Here is a 20,494-nt window from a genome sequence, read left to right on the forward strand (position 1 = left end):
GACAGCATAATTCATTTTCAATACGTTACGTTATCATCCTAACCTCCTTCCTTCATTCGCTCAGCCGGGATACACCCCATGTCCGATCCACGTTCTTTCCTCGTGTCCTTTCTGGCATGCTGCGCCACCGCGATAGGCACGTCTGCCTTGGCGGCAGCCCCGGCCACGCCCCTGCCGCCTGCGGGCAGTCCGTATGGCGATGGCGGGGTCAGCGCGTTTTATGAAACCGATGGCGTGACGCTGCCTGCCCCCGGCACCATGATCCGCACCGAGGAACTGAACACGCCCCATCTGCCAGATGGAACCGCGCGCGCCATCCGCACGCTGTACAGCGCGACAGACGGGATGGCAGAAGGCACGCCCGTTGCCGTTTCGGGCCAGATCCTGCTGCCACCGGGCAAGGTCCCCCGGCATGGATGGCCGATTATTGCATGGGAACACGGCACGACCGGGGTGGCGGATGTGTGCGCGCCATCGTGGCGGGGATATTCATCGCGCGACCGGGCCTATCTGGCGCACTGGCTTGCCGCCGGTTTCGCCATTGTTGCCACGGACTATCAGGGACTGGGGACGAAAGGGCCGCATCCCTACCTGCTTTACCGTCCCGAAGGGTACAGCGTGCTGGCTGGCCTGCAGGCGGCGCTGAAACAGTTCCCCACGCTGCTGCGCAACAGGATCGTGCTGGTGGGGCAGTCACAGGGTTCGGGGGCAGCGCTGGGAGCGGCGTGGCTTGCCCCCGCCCATGCCCCGGAGCTGGATATCCTGGGCGTGGTGGCGACGGGGGTCGTGGCGGACTTTCACGTTCCGGCCAATGCGGCACACAACCCCATTCCCGCCGTTTATACCGACCCGACGCAGATGGATTCCGCCTTTGCCATGCTGCGGGTGGAAGGGACCGACCAGAGCCTGAACCCGACACGCGACGCCAGCACCGTCCTGACCCCCACTGGCCGGGATTACGCGCGGCAGGCCCACATGTCATGCCTGCATGGCCTGTTCGATTACGCGGCGAAGAAGCATATTTCCTCTCCCGCCCTGTTTAACGCGAAGCTGGCCGATTACGAAAAGGACCATGACGCGGCATTCCAGATCCCCGATGGCCATATCAGCGTGCCCGTGTTTGTCGGCACCGGACTTGCGGATGGGGAAGCCGGAACGGCGGGACAGTACAACGCCGTGGCCGCCATGTGCGACGCGGGCACGACGGTAAGCTGGCACGAATATGCCGGGCTGACCCATAACGGGGCGGTCAATGTATCGGTGCGGGATTCCCTGCCATTCGTAAAGCGCCTGATGAAGGGAAAGCACATCGCCAGCACCTGCGCCACGCTTGCGCTCCCTGGCCCCATCCAGCAGGCGACACCGGGCATTCCCTGGAACAACTGAATGAAGGCGTATGGTCATGACCCGGGGCAAGACATTCACGATCGGCCTGATTCTGATCATTTACATCTACGCCGCCGCCTCGATGGCGGTGGTGGGCATGGTTGTGCCCTTCATCGGCACCATATCGGGCATCCAGCATGTATCGCCTGCCGTGGTGGGCAAGGGCCTGTCCTTCTTTTCGCTGCCCGCCGCGATCCTGTCCTTCATGTTTGGCATGACGGTGGACCGGATTGGTGTGCGCAAAAGTTTTGTCCTGTCCATTATCCTGACCGTGGCGGGCGATGCGCTGCTGATGAGCGCGCGTGATGTCTGGCCATTCCGCATCGGGCTGATGCTGACGGGGTGCGGGTTTGCTTATGCCACCACCACATCCCCCGCGCTGCTGATGAAATACCTGCCGCCGGATATCCGTTCACGCGCGCTGGCTTTCTGGTCCACCTTCGCACCGGCGGGCTATTCCGCAGGGCTGCTGCTGGTGGTACCGTTCCTGCATGATGGCAACTGGGCCATGGCATGCCTGTTCCATATCGGCCTGATGGTGGCGGCCCTGATGGCGGGCGGGGCGTTCCTTATGCGCCTGCACGACGGGGAACCGGCCCGGAATGCCCCGACCACGGCGGAAGGGGCAGCAGCGCGCCCGGCCTTTTCACGGGTGCTGACGCTGGCATTGAGCGTGGCGCTGCCCAATGCCGTGGCCTACGGCACCAGTCTTGTCGCGCCAGCCTACCTGGCCCGTGTCCATGCCATAAGCCTTGGTACGACATCGACCGAAGTGGCCCTGATCAAGATTGTCGTCATGCTGCTGGGGGGCGGGCTGATCAGCCTGCTGGCCAGCACGCAGCAGCGCGCGCTTGTGCTCTTTGCCGTCATGGCCGTGGTGGGGGCGGGGGCGCAGTTCATGCTGTTCTTCCCACCCTCGGGCATCGTCCTTGCCTCGGTCGGCCTGTTTTTATGGATGTTCGCCTATAGCAGCCTCAGCGGCAGCGCCATGTCCCTGCTGCCCGCCGTGGCCGGAAGCGGCAATGCACGCGGTGTGGTGTCAGGCATTGTGGGACAGTTCATATCGGTCTCGTCCGTGGTGGTCCCCTCGCTTTACTTTTCCATCGCGGCATGGACCGACTATGTCCTGTTTGCCGTCCTGGCCCTGTCATCGGCCACGCTTCTGCTTTTCCTGACCCGCCGCGCCCTGCGCCAGCCCCGTGCCGTTGCCTGACAGGGTGGACCGGCCCTGTCATACCTGTGGGGAAACGACCGGACTGCCTATTTATCATTCACGTAAATGCATGTTTTTTATGCATTTTTTATTTATGATCCGACAGTTTTCTCCTGAGCTTCATTTGCCCTTGCGGAAAAAGCAACATCGTGTTGTCTGCATTCCCGATTGGAAACAGCCGACATGCATGGCATATCATCAACAGACAACAACATCCTGGAAAACCGGTTACCTGATGTCCTTCTTTTCGTCACGCAATGCCCGATACCGCCTGTGCGGCCTGTTCCTGGCCCTGGCCTGTGGCATGCCGGTATGTTCGGGACTTGCGGCGGAAAACCGCAAGGTCATCATTGATGATGACGACAGCCTTTCCCTGGCGGAAGCAACGCTGCTGAAGGCGCCGGGGGTGGATGTGCTGGGCATTACGGTTGCAAGTGGCAACCGCTGGCGTGATGATGAAATCAACCGCATGCTGCGCGGGCTGGAAATCCTGCACCGGACCGACGTGCCCGTGGTGCCGGGGGCGATCTATCCGCTGATCAATTCGGAAAAACTGACGGAGAAGTGGGAAAGCCTGTACGGCAGGCTGATCTGGAAAGGGGCATGGATGAAGCAGTGGGTGGAACCCACCAACCAGCCAGCCCCGAATTACCATGCGCCCGATGTCGTACCGACACCGGCCGATGGCAATGCCACGACAAAGCCGTCAAAGGAAATCGCGGCCAACTTCCTGATCCGCATGGTCCATGCCTATCCGGGGCAGGTCACGATCCTGGCCGCGGGGGCCATGACCAACCTGGCGCTGGCGCAGCGGCTTGATCCGGAATTCGCCTCCCTGGCCAAAGAACTGGTCTACATGGGCGGCAGCCTGAACCCGCATCAGCAGCTTTCCACCGTGGCCGCCGGGCAGTACGCGCGTGAGTTTGTCAATTCCCCACGCCGTGAATTCAACCTGCGCTTCGACCCCGAGGCCGCCAGCATCGTCATGCACGCCCCGTGGCATAAGATCACCATGGTACCGTCCGACCCCGCCACGGCAACGGAACTCAGCGCCGATTTCCTGCATCGCATCGCGTCCCGCAATGCCGATATCAGCAGGCTTGTCGCGCACTGGCAGCCCGGTTCCCCCATGTGGGATGAAATTGCGGCAACCGTCTGGCTCAACCCGCAGATCGTGACCAGGTCCGACCAGCTTTACGTTGATATCAACACGCAGTTTGGCGCCGGATACGGGGATACGCTTTCCTGGTCGCCCGGATATCAGCCTGATCTGGATGAACAGAAGGAAACGGTGGTGGAAACCATCAACCCCACGGCCCTTCTGGCAACGATGGAACAGATCCTGGGCCGCCCGTAAGCGGCGCAGGATTTCTAACTGTGCCAAAACAGACACAGTGTGACACAGATCTTGCGCCATTCTGTTATTACGACAGAGCCGTCAATACGTAATACATCCGAAATATATGTTTTCGCATGTATGTAATTTTTAAAATGCCGTCGCATTCCGTAAATTTTTACAGAATATAAAGCCAGAATCTATTGCAATGCCACTCCGTGCATTATCCTGAAATTTAGTTGCAAATTTACCACAATAATAAAATCAATAAAAATTGAGCGTATTTTTTGTTTTTTATTTAGTTTTTTATAAATTATTGTAAAAAATGTAGAGGTTACGTTTTTACTTTCAGTGTTTACTTTATCGGTGTCTCTGGACATCGGGACAGGTTTGCCTGAAAATAAAGACATGAAGTTCACGCTTAACGAGTGATGGGTGCGTGAATATCTGATGCCTGACCAAGTCGGGGTGTCCGGTCCAGTTCCTGGGGGGGAGGGAAGTTATATGAAACGTTACATGTATCGTAACAGAACATTGTTTGCCATGTCGTGTCTGGTCACGACATTTCTGACAACGGTCGGGCCCGTGTCGCGGTCCGTGGCGGCAACGGCCAGCGGCGCGCAGCCGGTCAAGGGCCATGTCGCCGTGCGGCACACCGGCAGCCATGTGGCGGGCAAGGCCGCCACGGTGGCAAAGCCGCAGGCGGTCGCGGCCTCCGCCACGCCGGAAGTCATTCATGTCGGTGTCGACCGCACGGCGCGTGATGGCGGCGGTGGCATGATGCGCCTTGAAACCGCGCCGCATACCGTGCAGAGCATCGGCAAGCAGTTCATCGACATGAAAAGCCCGACCAGCACGGCGCTTGACCTGATCAAGACACTGCCCAGCGTCAGCGTTTCCACGCCCGATACGTCCGGCATGCAGGGTGGCAGCATCATCAGCCGAAGCCTGACCGATGCCGACATGGGCCTGCTGGTTGACGGTGCCCCGGCGGCCAGCGCCAGTTACATGGCGGAAGACGTGGATTCAGAAGATCTGGAATCCGTCAACGTCACGCCCGGCAGTTCCGCAATCGACATTCCGACCACGTCCGCCGCAGCGGGCGTGATGGATGAACGGACCCACACGCCGGGCCACAAATTCGGTGGCCTGATGGATTTTTCCTACGGCACGAACAACCTGTCGCGTGAGTTCATCCGGCTGGAATCCGGTGACATCGGCAAGACCGGCATCCGTTCGTATTTCTCGTTCTCCAACACGCATGCGCGTTCGTGGATGGGTTCGGGCATCAACAGCCGCAAGCATATCGACTTTGGCGTGCAGAAGGACTGGCAGAACGGTTCGTTTGCGAAGTTCTTCATCTCGTGGAACTATGAAGACTTCACGATCGACAATTATTCCAACGCCGCCGAATTCTATAAATACAAGCACACCGGTCAGGGCTACGGCCGCAGTGCCGATTCCTCCAGCAATGACTACTGGGGCAACAACATTGACCACTGGAACCAGATCTTCCTGACGGCTCCGGTCCATATTGTCCTGCCGGCGAAATTCAAGTTCGACATCACCCCGTATTTCAACTTTGGCCAGGGCTGGGATGGTGAACCCGATGGCACGGCCAAGGCGGGTCAGTACACATACGCCACGGGCACGGCCGTTCCCGCCGGCACCAACCTGACCAGCTACTTCCTGGAAGATTACGCCATGCAGGTTGGTGTCACCACCAAGCTTGGCTACGATATCGACCGGCATAACCATGCCTATATCGGCTACTGGTACCAGAACGAAGATTACCTGACGCATTTCCCGGTCAGCGCGCAGATGGCAAACGGCCGGAACCCGAGCCCGAACAACATCGACTTCCAGCTTTCCAGCGCCACGACGGGCCTGCGTTCCTTCTCGGGCAATGATGCCGGGTTTGAAGTGCATTCCATCTTCATTGGCGACAGCGCGAAATACCTGCATGACAAGCTGACCGTCGATGCCGGCTTCAAGTATGTCATGACCAATTACTGGTACAAGTCATTTGCCAGCACCGGGGCCGTCAGCGGCCGTTATGGTGAAAACAACACGACCCCGCTGCCGCACCTGTCCATCGGTTACACCTTCAACGATCACAACCAGATCTATGTGAACGCCGAAGGCGACTTCCGCCAGCCTTCGCCCAGCGCCATCGCCAATAGCGGTGCGGCCGGCGGCCTGCCCAAGAACCAGTATTCCATCAAGGAAGAACTGGGCTATCGTTACCATGACAAGTACATTATCGTTGACCTGTCACTGTTCAACTACAACATCACCAACCGTCTGCTGAGCACCTATATCGGTGGCGGCCAGTCCGGCGTGGTCAATGCCGGCAACCAGACGGCACGCGGCGTGGATGCCATGATCTCGACCCGCCCGTTCCACGGTTTCAGCCCCTATGCGTCGGTTGAATACCTGAATGCCCGCATGGACTCCAACATCCGTGCCGAAGACATTTATGGCAACGCATCCTACTTTGCCACGAAAGGGCACGAGGCACCGCAGGCGCCGCATGTCATGGCCAATTTCGGCCTGACCTACCAGAAATACGGCTTCTTCGGTAACGCGACACTGCACTATACCGGCCCGCAGTCCGTAACGCTGGCTGGTGACGAGCGGATCCCGGGCTATGTCACGGATACGCTGTCGCTTGGCTATCACTTCAAGCCGTTCCTGTATGCGAAGTCGCCCACGTTCCGCCTGAACTTCACCAACCTTACGGGCGCCATTGTCCGGACGGGTGTGAGGGGTATCGGGACCAGCAATGGTTCGGTCCGCCTGATGAACGGAAACATGTCCGCTGCCGGAAGCGGCGCAAGCTTCTATGTGGAACCCCGCTTCAGCATGACGGGAACGATCTCCACCTCTTTCTGATCAACAGGTCATTGCATCACGTATGAGTACGGCCCTCCTACAAAGAGGGCCGTATTTTTTATACGAACCCGGTCCATATTATACTGTGTCCGTATTGCCGATAGCTGGAGAATGAAATCATGGTAAAGCTGGCGACAGCCTCGTCCATCCTGGCGGTCTCTTCGTTACTTGTCGCATGCAACCCGGCCGCGGCGTCTTCTTCCGAAGAGACGACGGCGCAGCTGTTTGCACGGCTGCGGCATGATCATTCCATGCTTGAGGTCTTCATGCATGACTTCCCCAAGGGGGCTGATCTTCACAACCATCTTGTCGGTGCGATATATGCGGAAAACACGCTGCGCTGGGCGGCCCAGGATGGTCTGTGCGTGGATCTGGACCACAAGGCCATAAAGTCCGAACACTGCGCACAGGGCAGGGGGCAGATGGTCAATGCCGCCACCGTGGAAGCAGACAGTCGTACGGAAGACAGCATGGTCAATTCCCTGTCCATGCGTAATTTCCATCCTTCGGCGGATGTCGCATCGGGCCATGACCAGTTTTTTGGTACCTTCCCCCGGTTCGCCCCCGGCATGGGAATAACGCATGAGGGGGCCATGCTGGCCGAAGCCGTCACACGCGCGGCGGATGACCACACGACCTATCTCGAACTCATGATCTCGCCCGATATCGGGGCACTGATCCAGCGCGGGCAGAAGAATCCGCTACGGGGAGAGGATTTCGCGGCGGCGCAAACCAGCTATTCCCCAGCGGAGACACAGCAGTTCCTGACGCAGGCCCGCCAGGAAACCGACCGCATGGAAGCCGGCATGCACACCCTGCTGCACTGCGGCACGCCGCAGGCCGCTCCGGGGTGCGGGGTAAGGGTGCGTTACCTGTATGCCACGCTCCGCACGCTGAGCCCATCTGTCGTCTTTTCCCAGATTTCGGGTGCCTATGCCCTTGTCCGGGCTGATCCGCGCTTTGTAGGCGTGAATATTGTCGCACCGGAAGACAATCTGGTTGCCATGCGTGACTATGACCTGCATATGCGCATGTTCCAGTTCATGTCCGGGCTTGATCCGCAGGTCAATCTGAGCCTGCATGCGGGTGAACTGGCCGAGGGTCTGGTCCCGCCGGAAGGGCTGTGGAATCATATCGCGCAGGCCGTCCGGATTGCCGGTGCGCGCCGGATCGGCCATGGCGTGGACATGGCTTACGAACAGGATGCCAGCGCCACGCTGGCCGAAATGGCCCGGCGGCATGTGATGGTGGAGATAAACCAGACCAGTAACGACCAGATACTGGGCGTGCGGGGCAATGCGCATCCATTCCAGCTTTATCGGGCCGCTGGTGTTCCGGTTGCGTTTTCCACCGACGATGAAGGGGTGGAACGGATCAACCTGACGCATGAATACGTGCGCGCGGCAGAAACATGGCCGCTCACCTATCATGAATTCAAGGATCTTTCCCGTACCGGTCTGGAATATTCCTTCCTGCCCGGCAGCAGCCTGTGGGCACGGACCGCGCCGTTCCGTCCGGTGGCCGCCTGTGCCCATGCCGGCATGCGGCCCGAACGCGTTCCGGCAGCCTGCGCTACTTTCCTGCAGCAGAATGAAAAAGCGCAGGCCCAATGGATACTGGAGGAAAAATTCGCGGCCTTTGAAAACAGTACAAACAAAAACGATCTGTTCAGGAAAAAATGAAACCATCATGATTTCCCAACCAGTCATTTCCCGTTTCCACACCCGGCCCTGACGCAGGCTGCGGCCCGCGGCCCTTCATGCATGGATACGGGTAACGGGGCGGTATGGCCGCCCGATGCCCACGCCCGTAAAAAATCGCAGCCAGACAGGAAGACATCATGACGGATCTGTTTTCACGCCGGTATTTCCTTGCGGCCACGGGTGGCCTGCTGGCTGGGGGGCTTGCCCGGCCCGCGCCACTTGCGGCGGCCGCCCCGTCACCCACACCACGCAAGGTGATTGTCGATGCCGATATTGGCGTGGACGACACCATGGCCCTGCTTTTGGTACATTTCGCCCCGGAAGTGGAAATCATTGGCATCACCACCGTCAACGGGAATGGCACGCTGGCCAATACCACGCGCAATGCCCTGTTCCTGGCGGAAAAATTCGGCATACAGGCCCCCGTGGCCAGAGGGGCCGGCATTTCGCTCGACAACCGCACCGATACGGCGCCAACCTTCATCCATGGCGATAATGCGATGGGCAACATCACGCTGCCCACCCATCTGACCCGGACGGTGGACGGGCGCCCCGCCTGGCAGATGATTGTGGACATGGTCCGTGCCCACCCGCACGAAGTCACGATCCTGGGACTGGGCAGGCTGACCAATCTTGCGCTGGCCCTGCGGCACGATCCCGCCATTGCGGGCCTGACAAGGGAGGTTATCGTGATGGGCGGCGGCTTTGGGCTGCATGGTGACCTGGGGAATGTCACGCCTGCGGCCGAAGCCAACTTCAGGGGCGACCCTCTGGCGGCCGACCTGGTGTGTGGGGCAGCATGGCCCATGACGATCGTGGGCGTGGATGTAACATTCCAGACCACCATGACCGATGCCTATCTGCAGCGCATACGCGATCAGGGTGGCGCGGCCAGCGCGCTGATATGGGATGTGACACGTTTCTACATGGCGTTCCACAAACAGCGGCTGGGGCTGGATGCCATGTATGTGAATGATGCCTCGGCCAGCGCCTATCTGCTCAGGCCGGAGTTGTTCAGGACACGCAGGGGGGCGGTCCGTGTTGTCTGTGGCGGCGTGGCGGATGGGGAATCAATCCAGAAACCCGCGGGCAAGAACTTCCCCCCCAATGCGTGGGACAACCGGCCCGAGCAGAGCATCTGCACCGATGTGGATTCAGACGGGGTGCGCGCCCTGTTTGCCCAGACGCTGCGTGGCCATTAAAAAACGCATTGGCAGACCGATAAACCACCCGCATGGGCATGACAGCCGTGGAACCGGCATGGAAATGCGTCCGTAAACCGATTTTCCCTATATTGCCACATCGTTACGATATGCGATGCTGATCCGGCCAGGGCCACTGGCGGCGGCTGGACGTATGCCAGAACCCGTCATTCCATGCGGGCAGGGAGAATAAAAGAAACATGACCGGCATTGATGGTGAACGTCTGTCCAAGACCGTCATGGTCGCAGCCTTCGGCTGCTTTGGCCTGATCGTGATGTTCAATAATATTACGGACTATGATTCCAATTACCAGTTCGTGCGTCATGTCCTCAGCATGGACACGACTTTCCCCCATAACCGGCTCATGTGGCGCGCCATGACCTCACCGGTCGTGTGGCAGGCGGGCTATGACCTGATTATTGCGTGCGAGGGCGCGACCGGCATCCTGTTCATACTGGCCGCCTGCGCCATGCTTCGCGCCTTGCGCAGCAATCCGGCCACGTTCCGTCACGCCACCCGCCTGGTCCCGTGGGGCACGATGATGGGGTTTCTGGTCTGGTTCTTCGGCTTTACCGTCGTGGGGGGTGAATGGTTTGCCATGTGGCAATCGCATTCATGGAACGGACAGCAGCCGGCCTTCCAGTTCATCAGCATGATGATGCTCATGTGCCTGTACGTTCGCAAGAAAGAAGACGGGCCGGGCTGAGCCGTCCTGATCCGGACGGGATCAGGGGGTTTTCCGGTCCAGGCACCCCACAACACTCCTGGCTTCATCCAGCAGGCGTTCAAGATCCAGGCCGGGAACCGTTCCATCCACCACAACAGGTTCCCCCCCCACCAGCACATGGCGGACACTGGCAGCGCCTGACACGACTGGCGCGATCAGCGGGTCATGCAGACCGGCATGACGGGGAGAATCAAGCCGATGGACGACCAGATCGGCAATCTGCCCGATGGCCACGCTGCCCAGTTCGGAATACCCCAGAACCGACGCCCCCGAAGACGTGGACCAGCGCATGACATCTTCAGCCGTGACCGCATCGGCACCGTGAACGGCACGATGGATCATCCACGCGCAGTGCATCTCGGCCCCCATGTCGCAGGCTTCGTTCGATGCGGCGCCATCAACGGCCAGCGACACACGCCCCCCCCGTGCATCCAGCGCGGCGGCCGGGGCAATGCCGGAACCCAGGCGGCAGTTGCTCTGGGGGCAGTGGGCCATGCCCGTGCCGGTTTCCACCATAAGTGCAATCTCGCTTTCATCCAGATGCACCAGATGGGCGAACCAGACATCCGGGCCAACCCAGTCGTGTTCGGCAACAAACTGCAGGGGCCGCATGCCGTAGGTTTCCAGGCAGAATTTCACATAGTTTGTCGTCTCGGACAGGTGTGAATGCAGGCGGATACCCATGCTGCGCACTGCCGATGCTGATTCGCGCAGTTCCGTCGGCGTCACACCCCATGTAGGCGTGTTGGGGGCAAAGGCCACCCGGCACCGGGATGTGGGGGAGGGGTCATGATAACGCCCCACCAGGTCCCCCACGCGCCTGAGCATGACATCCAGCGGTTCGGTGGGCGCGGGGATGATCTCATCAGTATCGAATTTTCTTGCCTGCGTTGTACCCCCACGCGCCAGGACGTAACGCAGGCCCAACTGCCGTGCCGTCTCGAACAGGACATCCGCCGGATTGTAGGCGTACAGGCCGGAAAACAGGTAATGATGGTCAGCAACAGTGGTGCAGCCTGACAGGAGGAGTTCCACCATGCCCACCCGGGCCGCCACGCTGAGCGCCCGTTCGTCTATCCGGCTCCAGTAGGTATTGGGTACCAGGCGCAGCCACGGCTCAAGCGGCTTGTTGATTGCAGCGGGAATGCCTTTCAGCATTGTCTGGAAAAGATGGTGGTGTGTGCTGACCAGCCCCGGGGTTACAACGCCACCTTTGGCATCCAGCGCAATTTCACCGGGCAGGGGGGACAGGTCCCCAATCTCCGCAATCCGTCCATTGCGGATGCGGATGCTGCCCTGCGCCCGCGCGGCAGCACCCCGCAGGCCCGTCAGGATACCGGCCGTATTGTAGATCAGAGTGTTCATGACGGCATGATCCGAAGCGCATCGACATAGGTTGTGGTAAACGCGGCCTGCCAGTCGGCACTTTCCGCCAGCAGCTTGTGTGCCACCATGAAGTCGCGCGTGGCCTTCCAGCGTTCGGCCGTCATGGTGCCAAGCCCCCGCACGGCCGTATCTGCGGAAAGCAGGGCACCCGCATCACGCAGGGCACTCAGGCCAAAGGCGAGATGTTCCGGTGTCATGCGGTTATTGGCCTGCTGGATCAGCGCATTGCCCATGGCGGGGTCATTCATGTAATCGCGCCAGCCCATGAGCGATGCCTTTACAAAACGCCCGACGGTATCACCCTGTTGCGCGATCTTCTGCCGTGTTGTCACGATGGGTGCGCCATAGGGCGGGTATCCCAGCCCGGCAAACTGGAAAAACCGTACCGGGACGCCGCGCTGCCGCGCATCCCAGATTTCAGAGGAGGCATAGGCCTGAACAGCGGCTGACGGATCTGCGAAAAAAGGCTGGAGATTGAATGTATAGCGGGCGGCCTGGGAATCATCAAAACCGTATTTTTCCTTCAGCCATGGCCAGAATGTCGCGTGCGAACTGCTGGCGATCAGGATGGGATGCCCACGCAGCTGTTCAGGTGACGTAATGCCATCATGCGTCATGAGACCCTGCTGGTCATGCTGGAACGTGCTGGCAACGGCAACCAGTGGAATACCGGACGCCACGGCCGACAGGACCTGAAAGTCATAGCCGGTAATGAAATCGGCCCGCCCGGCAAGCAGGAGCTGGGGCACGTTCATCTGCGGGCTTGCCGCCTCGATCTGAACGTCCAGTCCTTCGGATGCATAATAGCCCTTGGCCAGCGCTTCATAAAAACCACCGAATTCGGCCTGCGCGTACCACGACATGACAAACCTTATGGGGGTGGCCGCCCGCGCCCGGCGGATTGATGGCATGGAAAGCCCCGTTACGCCACCGGCAAGGCCCAGCAGGGCCGTCCTGCGGCTGATACCCTGTGTCATCGGCATGCTCTCTCCGTTATCGCCTGATATCAGTGTAGAACCAGGCATGGATGCGTAAGAAGCATATATTTTCGCGCCAAGCGCTGCCTTTTTGCGTGCGGTAGGCTAGCATGCGGCAGGTCATGCCAATGTCCGGCAGGGTGTGCGGGCCGGAAGAACCGGTATGAAGGAGTGTGTGGATGCTGCATGCAAGACTGCTTCGCTACCTTGATGCCATCGTGCAGCACGGGTCCATGCGCAGGGCAGGGGAGAAGCTGCATACGTCCTCTACCGCCATCAACCGGCAGGTGCTCGCACTTGAGGCCGAATTGGGAACACCGATCTTTCACCGCACGCCACGCAGGCTGGTCCTGACACCCGCGGGCGAGGTGCTGATGCGGCATGTGCGCCGCACGCTGAAAGATATGGAACAGACGCAAAGGCTTATTGATGACATAAAGGGATTGCGGCGTGGCGATGTCATGATCGGGATCATGAACGGGCCGGCCACGACCATCCTTCCCGCCGTCATCTCGGATCTGCGTGAAAACCGCAGCGACATCCGCCTGCATGTCCGGATCATTTCCCAAAATGACATCATCCGCGATGTCCTGGCCGGTGAAATCGATGTCGGTATCGGGTTTGACTTTCCGCCCAGTCCCGGCATTGATGTCTTTCATGCATGGGAATGCCCGCTTGGGGCTGTTGTCGCGCCCCAGCATGAACTGGCGCGCAGGAAATCGGTCACTTTCATGGACTGTATCCAGTATCCCATGATCATTGGTGACTGCGCCATGTCGATCCGGCCGCATCTGGACCTGCTGGCCGCACGCATCGGTACGAAACTTGATCCCGTTATCGAAACGAATTCGGTGGAAACAATGCGCCGGATCGTCTCGACCGGCCATGCCATGACATTTCTGACCGCGCTGGACATTGCCGCGGAAGTCAGGAGTGGCGATCTGATCTATGTTCCATTACGGAATATTGATATCCGGCGCCAGTCCCTTTCCATCATCACCCCGCATGCAGGGCGCAATACGCTGGCCCGTATTTTACTGGACCGTTTCCGGCATGTTATCGAGACCGTGCCGGGTGCCGGATAGGGAACGCAGGGGCAGATTGCAGGGGCTGGGGTAGGGGCAGGGGGGCGCTGCCGACTTTGCTGTTATCCGTGCCCCCATGGCCGGTAACGTCGCAATCGGGCAGCATCCATGGCTGACGGGATTTTCAATCCTTGATAATATTCCTGATCATTTTCCAGCTATCCTGCACCAGTTCCTGCGTCAGCATACTGGCATCCGTTTCATTTTTCTCCCGTATGGCCTGTACGATGAGTGCATTACTGTTCAGGCTTTTCTTGATGAAATCCGAACGTTTATTGTAACAGAAAAAACGGTACCGCAATGCCTGACGGTCCAGTGTTGTCAGGATTTTCTGCAATGTCGAATTCTGACAGTTCATGTGAATACTGGTCGTAAGACGGACATTGGCAACGAAGGCATCTTCCGTATTCCCGCGTCTGATGCCACGTTTCATATCATTCAGGCAGGCTTCCAGCTGGGCAATGATGGCACTGGTGGCGGTGCGGGCAACGCTGGCGGCGGCCAGCCCTTCCAGCGGTACACGGCAGGCGCATATTTCATCCAGCCGTTCTATTGACAGGAACGGGACAAAAACGCCACGCCGCGGTTTGCGTTCAAGCAGTCCTTCAGAACACAGCACATGCAGGGCCTCACGCACGGGTGCCCTGCTGATATTGAAACGGTTGCAGAATTCTTCCTCAATCAGCTGGGTGCCCGGTTCAAATTCAAGACAGATGATCGACTCTGCGATAATGTCTATCAGGCTCTCACCAATAAGACGTGGCAGAGCTTCGTTATCTTTCGGCAACACACCCATTCTCCCCGAACCCTACAGACCTATATGAAATGACAGGCGGGGACATAATGATGTGAAAAAAAACATACGTCGATATCGAACTGCTGAACCCTGACCCTTCCATCCATTTACATATGCCAGCAGTTCCGGGCATCTCAGGAACGATAATCGGTTGGCTGGTTATCAAGCAGGCGCAGTACGGCCTGCCAGGCCAGGCATTCCCAATCGGCCACCCCCTCTGGTGATGCAAGATCGCCGGTCAGTTCCATGACTTCATGGGCCGGCATGGCCAGTTCCGCCCCCCCTGACAGGGCGGCAATCTGAATGTCACATGCTTTTTCAAGTATATATATACGATTGAAGGCTTCGGCCGCATTACGGCCGACAACAAGCAGCCCGTGGTTGCGCAGGACAAGACCCTTGTTTTCACCCAGATCGGCAATCAGGCGCTGACGTTCGGCAACATCAAGCGCAAAGCCTTCGTAATCATGATAGCCAAGGCGATTATAAAACATCAAAGCCTGCTGGCTGATCGGTAACAGCCCCTGTTTCTGACATGATACGGCAGCACCGGCGCGCGTATGCGTATGCAGTACAAAGTTTATGTCAGGCCGTCCCGCATGTACGGCCGCATGAATATTGAAACCGGCCGGATTGACCTGAACATCCACTTCGCGATTTTCGGATAACGCGATACCCTCTTCATTTACCTCCACCAGGCTGGACGCACAGATTTCATGAAACAGCATGCCATACTGGTTGATCAGAAACCGGCCGGGCTTTCCGGGGATACGGGCACTGATATGGGTATAGATGATATCGGACATCCCGAAATAAGCCACCAGCCGATATAATGCGGCCAGTTCCTGCCGCACCATGCGTTCCTCTGGTGATATCTTTAACAGATTACACAACCCTGCTGCCATTCTATGGGTCTCCTCCCCTGTCTGTTTTGTATATTCCCCGATCCGGGCAATCATTACATATTATCAGGTGATAACAGTAAAAAGCGGTTATTTCAGGGATCAAGCCCTGCCATTGTTGAATACATGTTTACGAACAGCAGGGTGAAACCGAATTCCATTATAAATGATACATCGCATGCTCCGAGTCTGGAGCGGATTAACAGAAACAAAATCGATTGTCGACAATTTAATTTCCGCCGCTCAGAAAGCCGTTGATATACTTGCAACTCAGAAAGCCGTTGATATACTTGCAACCGCGGCGAAACCGGCACCCGGCAGATATGTGGGCGATCCGGAAGCCTGAACCGTGCTGCCATTCATGGCACGCGCGGCATGGGCATTGTTCTGTACCGTGTAAACACCACCAAGATAATGGTTATTGGCAATATTGACGAAATTCATCTGCACGGTAGGGGACTTGGCAAAACCCAGCTGCTGAAGGCGATAGCCCAGCGTCATGTCCGCCGTGACATAGGCAGGCATTTTTTCATCATCCATAAAGGTCGAATATTGTGAACTGGTATAATGGGCACTGACATTACCAAAGAAATGCCCGTCATCATAATCCAGGCTGGCCGAACCCATCCAGTGGGGCGACCGTACGGCTGTCTTGCCGGCGGTGGGAAGGTAGGCTCCGCTGGACGTAATCATGTTGCTATCCGTTGTCGCGTTCAGATATTCGCCAGACAGGAATGGACGCAGGTGGTGCCATGGCCGGAAACCAATCTCCACATCAACGCCGCGTGACGTCTGTCCACCGGCATTCATGTACTGGGTAACAAGAACATTGTTCTGTTCAAGCGTCGTGCTGATCTGCCTGTTGGTGAAATTATAGTTAAAGAACGTGACAGACCCGCTCAGAAGCCTGTCATGGTACCGATACCCGATTTCTTCAACAATGGAATATTCCGGCTTGAGGCTTGTGCCGCCTTGCTGGGTCTGGGCACCGGATGTCATGCTGAAAACATCAAAAAGCTGGGAAGAGGCCGGGGCAAGGAAGTTGGTGCCACCGTTGAGGAATATCATATGGTTTTCGTTAAACGTGTACCGGGCGGCCAGGGTTGGCAGGGGTACGGCATAATGAACATTCCGGTTATATTCTGCCCCGGCAACCAGGGTTGTTGGCGTCGCCCCGCTAATGCCGTTATAGCCGCGTTCCGTATACATGACTTCCTTGAAGCCACCGTCAATTTCAAGCCTGTCATGGAAGAAATGAGCCCGGTCACCGATATAATGCCCATTGACCTGCCCAAGCGTAAGTGTCTGGGATGATTTATAAGGTGTTCCGTTCGGCAGATTGATGATGCCGGAACTCCCCCACAGACTGACCGGCATGCCATTGCTTTTGATATTTTCCATCAACCCGACGGTGGAGGCATTCTGGTATTCATACCAGTAGCCCAATGTCAGCGTATGATGCTTCAGTTTGTAATTGAAGGCCAGGTTCGCGCCACTTCGGAACTGGTCATATATTGTCGGCGTAAAGACTTCGGTGGAATTCGCATTCGCCCCTGTTCCATTTGAAAGCGGCAGCGAAATGAACGGAACCTTTTCCGCGCCCGAATAAAGGCCCGTTTCGGTCACGTTGGCACCACCGGGACCGGCACCATGGCCATGAAAGAAATACGGGGTAAAGACAATTTCTGCCGCGGGGGTAAGCTTGATATGGTTGGGTGCACTGACAGCAACGTTATCAAACGCGCTCATATGCATACCCCAGAATGTGTTGGTGCCCGGGGTAAAGGTTGAGGCGTATGTCCACTTCGTGCCTGCCTGATTCCACTGCGACATGGTCGGCCAGCGATCAAGAATGAACTCCTGATGATTCCAGGCTACGGAAAGGGATGAACTGCTGCCGTTCTTGAAATCCTTCACCATCTTGAAGTCGATATGGCGCCTCTGGCTATAGCCCGGCCCGTGCCATGCATCAGCAAAGGTATGGGAGAAAGAGAAAAAGGCCCGCACGCCGGAACGGCCGATATCGCCTGAATCAAGGCGGATGAATTCGTTGTTGTAATTATAGGATCCGTAACCAAGATTGATATAACCACCCGCCTTGTGCGCGGGTTCCCTGAATGTCATGTCAACCACGCCAGCCGCCGCGCCAAATGTGGGAACATCAAAATCGACAGAGCCTGGCGTCAGGGCAATCGAGGAGAGATTGGCGCTATCCACGATTTCATTCGGATAGACCGCGCCGTTATTGAATGGCATACCATTGAACATCCAGCCAATTTCGCTGATATCAAGGCCGCGCACCGTCATGTGTCCGACAGACAGGCCGAAGGGGTCCCCCTTGGTCACGTTGGCACCGGGCTGCAACTGCAGCAACTGTTCCGGATTGGCGGAAGGGACCTGCTTTGCAATGTAGTCCTGCGTTACAACCTGTCGGGCCTTGGGGTCGGTGACATTGACCATAAGCCCGCCGCCCACGGCCTGACGGTTCACCCCGTTGGGCAGCACATGGCCCAGAACCTTGAGAATTTCCACCTTTGAAGGGGGAGGGGAGGCCGTACCGGACTTCTGCGGCGCTGAAGCCTGCTGCGTGGCAGGGTGATTTCCGTGTGCAACCGTTGACTGCGCCAGGGCAGAATAAGAAAGAATTGTCGAGGCAGCAAGAAAACCTGTGAATGTATAAGTTTTCATCAGTCATTTCCTTATCTATGGGGGAAAGTTCCAGACGTTCCTACTGTCTTGTTTTCAATCATAACGGTATCGAAATTAATTAAAGGCGGGTCCACGGTCGTGGCCTTCTTTAAAAAGGCCGCTCTCCCTTAACCGTGACCCGATACATCAGCCGCCGGTAAGCCTTTTTGTCATAGTCAGTTGCCCGATGCAGCATGAGACGATTGTCCCATATGACCAGATCCCCCGGCTGCCATTCGTGTGAATAGACGGGTCCGTTAATAGTGGTACGCGCCATGAGATCTTCAATCAGTTTCTGGCCTTCCTCGGGGTCCATACCAACCGGCAGGGAGGTATTAAGCCCCAGATACAATGCTTTTCTGGCTGTATCGGGATGGGTACGCACCAGGGGATGGATCACATCGGGCATTCTCTGCAGTTCCTCAGCCGAGAGAGGGGCGGCGTTCCTGCGTGTGGCATGCAGCATTTCATAACTATGCCTTACCCTGATATGATCAAATTCGTCCTGCTGCGCAGGCGGAAGACGGTCATAGGCAACCTGAGTGCTGGCAAACTCCGTATTTGCCCCGACGGGTGGGGTCTCGATTGCGTACAGGAACGTGAATGCCGTGGGGTTTTCCAGAAAGCTGAGATCGGTATGCCATGCAAATCCGTCATTAGGATTGCCCAGCGGCTTTCCATCTTCAACAATATTGGAAATAACATAGACATCCGGTACATCGGGATGCTGGAAATCCCCGCGGACCGTGTATTCAACAAGACCAAACTTCCGGCCCACTTCCAGCAGTTCCGCTGCTGACAGTGACTGTTCCCTTATGACCAGAACGCCGCGCTCATTCAGGGCTTTTTTCAGTTCAGCGCGTTCAGACACTGAAAGGGTACGCATGTCTATATTGTCGACAGTCGACCCAAACGAAGGGAGCAAATCTCGTATATTCATGGAATCTCGCCCGACTTGTTCGTATCAAGACAGCCGAAACACCTACTTTCTGTCAATAAGTATTTTAACAAGGACAAAAGTTGAGCTGGGCACTTATTTCTCCATACACACACATAGTAAAAACTGTCAGTAAATATGGTTTTCATTCCGGAACGAAAGATACTCATTTCATTGTATTTTTATGAAAGCATGCATTCGTGGTCATGAGGGCCGGGCAGATTCCAATGCCGGAACTTCCATCATATCATATGTGTCAGGCGGCAAAAAAAATAACATCCAAACAATTGTCGGGACGGGAATCAAACGTGCATGGCCAGATTTTGTCACCACAGGTGATTCGTTACTGACCCGGATCAATATCCACGATGCCTGTCATATACGTCCAGCAGGGGATGCCCTTTACAGAACAGGTCAATGTTCTCGATAAATTTCCTGATGAACCTGTGCTGCGTATCCCGTCCGTTTGCCGCGACATGGGGCGTCAGCAGCACGTCCTCCCGGCCATACAGGGGGGAGCCGGCGGGCAGGGGTTCGGGGTCCGTTACATCCAGGGTGGCGTGGCCGATGCGCCCGCTCCGCAGTCCCGCCAGCAATGCTGCATGATCCATGACCCCGCCCCGTGAAACGTTGATGATATGCAGCCCGGACCTGGCATGGGCCAGCATGTCCGCATCCATCATATGGCGGGTGCGGGACGTCAGGGGCAAGGACAGCAGCAGGTGATCCGACCGCGCCAGGATGTCCCGCACATCGGCTACGGCCCGCACACCCGATGGGGGTGGTTCAATCCATGCCGACTGTCGACAGGCCAGAATCTGCATGTCAAACACCCTGGCCCGCCGGGCAACCTGATGTCCAACCGCTCCGAAGCCGATGATGCCAAGAACCCTGCCTGCCGCGGAACCAATATCATGCCGCATCCAGGCCGCTCGACTTCTGAGCGTGATCTGGTCCAGATGTTTTTCGACACGCAGGATGGCCAGCATCACATATTCCGCAATGTCAGCTGCGCTGACCCCGCGCGCCAGCGCGACAGGCGGCCCGTCGAGAAGCCATTCCGGATAGAAATCCACCCCAGCGGATGAAAGCTGGATCCACCGCAGTTTTCCAGGCCAGGAAGAAGGGGGGCGTGACGGTGCGTCCTGCCAGCCTTCTATCGGCCCGGTGACGAGAATATCGGTCTCCTCGGGGATTTGCCACGGCTTTCCGGGGTTTCCATCCACAACCCGGATGCCGGGATATGGCAGGTTGGCACAG

15 protein-coding genes are annotated in these 20,494 nt (G+C 57.5%); 8 read left to right on the plus strand and 7 right to left on the minus strand.

Annotated elements, in window-relative coordinates; genetic code table 11:
* The first annotated feature begins 78 nt into the window (after positions 1-78).
* From GWK63_RS08025 to GWK63_RS08055, 7 genes are all read left to right on the plus strand, one after another.
* Complete coding sequence (locus GWK63_RS08025; protein WP_034931354.1) at positions 79-1,386, plus strand: lipase family protein; 1,308 nt, start codon at positions 79-81, stop codon at positions 1,384-1,386.
* 16 nt (positions 1,387-1,402) lie between these two features.
* Positions 1,403-2,599 (plus strand): MFS transporter, encoded by a 1,197-nt coding sequence (locus tag GWK63_RS08030; protein WP_223846681.1) that lies wholly within the window; start codon positions 1,403-1,405, stop codon positions 2,597-2,599.
* Between the two features lie 235 nt (positions 2,600-2,834).
* Complete coding sequence (locus GWK63_RS08035; RefSeq protein ID WP_034931359.1) at positions 2,835-3,956, plus strand: nucleoside hydrolase; 1,122 nt, start codon at positions 2,835-2,837, stop codon at positions 3,954-3,956.
* Between the two features lie 483 nt (positions 3,957-4,439).
* A complete protein-coding gene (locus GWK63_RS08040; RefSeq protein WP_223846682.1) occupies positions 4,440-6,830 on the plus strand; it encodes a TonB-dependent receptor in 2,391 nt (796 codons plus the stop codon).
* A gap of 119 nt (positions 6,831-6,949) precedes the next feature.
* On the plus strand, positions 6,950-8,512 hold the full coding sequence (locus GWK63_RS08045) for an adenosine deaminase family protein (protein ID WP_007398677.1): 1,563 nt from the start codon (positions 6,950-6,952) through the stop codon (positions 8,510-8,512).
* Between the two features lie 158 nt (positions 8,513-8,670).
* Complete coding sequence (locus tag GWK63_RS08050) at positions 8,671-9,735, plus strand: nucleoside hydrolase (RefSeq protein ID WP_039999039.1); 1,065 nt, start codon at positions 8,671-8,673, stop codon at positions 9,733-9,735.
* 200 nt (positions 9,736-9,935) lie between these two features.
* Positions 9,936-10,442, plus strand: coding sequence for a DUF2165 family protein (locus tag GWK63_RS08055; RefSeq protein WP_007398680.1), 507 nt, complete (start codon positions 9,936-9,938; stop codon positions 10,440-10,442).
* Positions 10,443-10,463: 21 nt separating this feature from the next.
* On the opposite strand, the gene GWK63_RS08060 is transcribed toward GWK63_RS08055, so the two are convergent.
* The gene (locus tag GWK63_RS08060; RefSeq protein WP_007398681.1) at positions 10,464-11,828 is read right to left on the minus strand and encodes an amidohydrolase family protein; all 1,365 of its coding nucleotides are present in this window, start codon (positions 11,826-11,828) and stop codon (positions 10,464-10,466) included.
* On the minus strand, positions 11,825-12,826 hold the full coding sequence (locus GWK63_RS08065) for an ABC transporter substrate-binding protein (protein WP_039999041.1): 1,002 nt from the start codon (positions 12,824-12,826) through the stop codon (positions 11,825-11,827). The genes GWK63_RS08060 and GWK63_RS08065 overlap by 4 nt, the downstream gene beginning before the upstream one ends.
* Before the next feature lie 179 nt (positions 12,827-13,005).
* Here GWK63_RS08065 and GWK63_RS08070 point away from each other — a divergent pair, with 179 nt between their 5' ends.
* A complete protein-coding gene (locus tag GWK63_RS08070) occupies positions 13,006-13,911 on the plus strand; it encodes a LysR family transcriptional regulator (protein ID WP_007398684.1) in 906 nt (301 codons plus the stop codon).
* Positions 13,912-14,035: 124 nt separating this feature from the next.
* Here GWK63_RS08070 and GWK63_RS08075 read toward each other — a convergent pair whose 3' ends face one another.
* The 5 genes from GWK63_RS08075 to GWK63_RS08095 all read right to left on the minus strand — a co-directional run bounded on the left by GWK63_RS08075 (position 14,036) and on the right by GWK63_RS08095 (position 20,460).
* Positions 14,036-14,707, minus strand: coding sequence for a GntR family transcriptional regulator (locus tag GWK63_RS08075; protein WP_050800690.1), 672 nt, complete (start codon positions 14,705-14,707; stop codon positions 14,036-14,038).
* A gap of 134 nt (positions 14,708-14,841) precedes the next feature.
* Positions 14,842-15,612, minus strand: a complete 771-nt coding sequence (locus GWK63_RS08080) for a class II aldolase/adducin family protein (RefSeq protein WP_039999117.1) — start codon at positions 15,610-15,612, stop codon at positions 14,842-14,844.
* Positions 15,613-15,879: 267 nt separating this feature from the next.
* Positions 15,880-18,297: a TonB-dependent receptor gene (locus tag GWK63_RS08085; protein WP_007398688.1), complete on the minus strand. Its 2,418-nt coding sequence runs from the start codon at positions 18,295-18,297 to the stop codon at positions 15,880-15,882.
* 109 nt (positions 18,298-18,406) lie between these two features.
* The gene (locus tag GWK63_RS08090) at positions 18,407-19,237 is read right to left on the minus strand and encodes a TauD/TfdA dioxygenase family protein (protein ID WP_166498141.1); all 831 of its coding nucleotides are present in this window, start codon (positions 19,235-19,237) and stop codon (positions 18,407-18,409) included.
* Between the two features lie 353 nt (positions 19,238-19,590).
* Complete coding sequence (locus GWK63_RS08095; protein WP_157772005.1) at positions 19,591-20,460, minus strand: NAD(P)-dependent oxidoreductase; 870 nt, start codon at positions 20,458-20,460, stop codon at positions 19,591-19,593.
* Positions 20,461-20,494 lie beyond the last annotated feature (34 nt).

The sequence above is a fragment of the Komagataeibacter rhaeticus genome (assembly GCF_011611525.1).
GTDB classification, from domain to species: domain Bacteria; phylum Pseudomonadota; class Alphaproteobacteria; order Acetobacterales; family Acetobacteraceae; genus Komagataeibacter; species Komagataeibacter rhaeticus.

Coding starts and splice junctions, on each gene's coding strand:
- GWK63_RS08040 (WP_223846682.1), top strand. CDS start 4,440: ATGAAACGTTACATGTATCGTAACAGAACATTGTTTGCCATGTCGTGT.
- GWK63_RS08075 (WP_050800690.1), bottom strand. CDS start 14,707: ATGGGTGTGTTGCCGAAAGATAACGAAGCTCTGCCACGTCTTATTGGT.
- GWK63_RS08055 (WP_007398680.1), top strand. CDS start 9,936: ATGACCGGCATTGATGGTGAACGTCTGTCCAAGACCGTCATGGTCGCA.
- GWK63_RS08035 (WP_034931359.1), top strand. CDS start 2,835: ATGTCCTTCTTTTCGTCACGCAATGCCCGATACCGCCTGTGCGGCCTG.
- GWK63_RS08085 (WP_007398688.1), bottom strand. CDS start 18,297: ATGAAAACTTATACATTCACAGGTTTTCTTGCTGCCTCGACAATTCTT.
- GWK63_RS08080 (WP_039999117.1), bottom strand. CDS start 15,612: ATGGCAGCAGGGTTGTGTAATCTGTTAAAGATATCACCAGAGGAACGC.
- GWK63_RS08050 (WP_039999039.1), top strand. CDS start 8,671: ATGACGGATCTGTTTTCACGCCGGTATTTCCTTGCGGCCACGGGTGGC.
- GWK63_RS08090 (WP_166498141.1), bottom strand. CDS start 19,237: ATGAATATACGAGATTTGCTCCCTTCGTTTGGGTCGACTGTCGACAAT.
- GWK63_RS08070 (WP_007398684.1), top strand. CDS start 13,006: ATGCTGCATGCAAGACTGCTTCGCTACCTTGATGCCATCGTGCAGCAC.
- GWK63_RS08060 (WP_007398681.1), bottom strand. CDS start 11,828: ATGAACACTCTGATCTACAATACGGCCGGTATCCTGACGGGCCTGCGG.
- GWK63_RS08030 (WP_223846681.1), top strand. CDS start 1,403: ATGACCCGGGGCAAGACATTCACGATCGGCCTGATTCTGATCATTTAC.
- GWK63_RS08045 (WP_007398677.1), top strand. CDS start 6,950: ATGGTAAAGCTGGCGACAGCCTCGTCCATCCTGGCGGTCTCTTCGTTA.
- GWK63_RS08065 (WP_039999041.1), bottom strand. CDS start 12,826: ATGACACAGGGTATCAGCCGCAGGACGGCCCTGCTGGGCCTTGCCGGT.
- GWK63_RS08025 (WP_034931354.1), top strand. CDS start 79: ATGTCCGATCCACGTTCTTTCCTCGTGTCCTTTCTGGCATGCTGCGCC.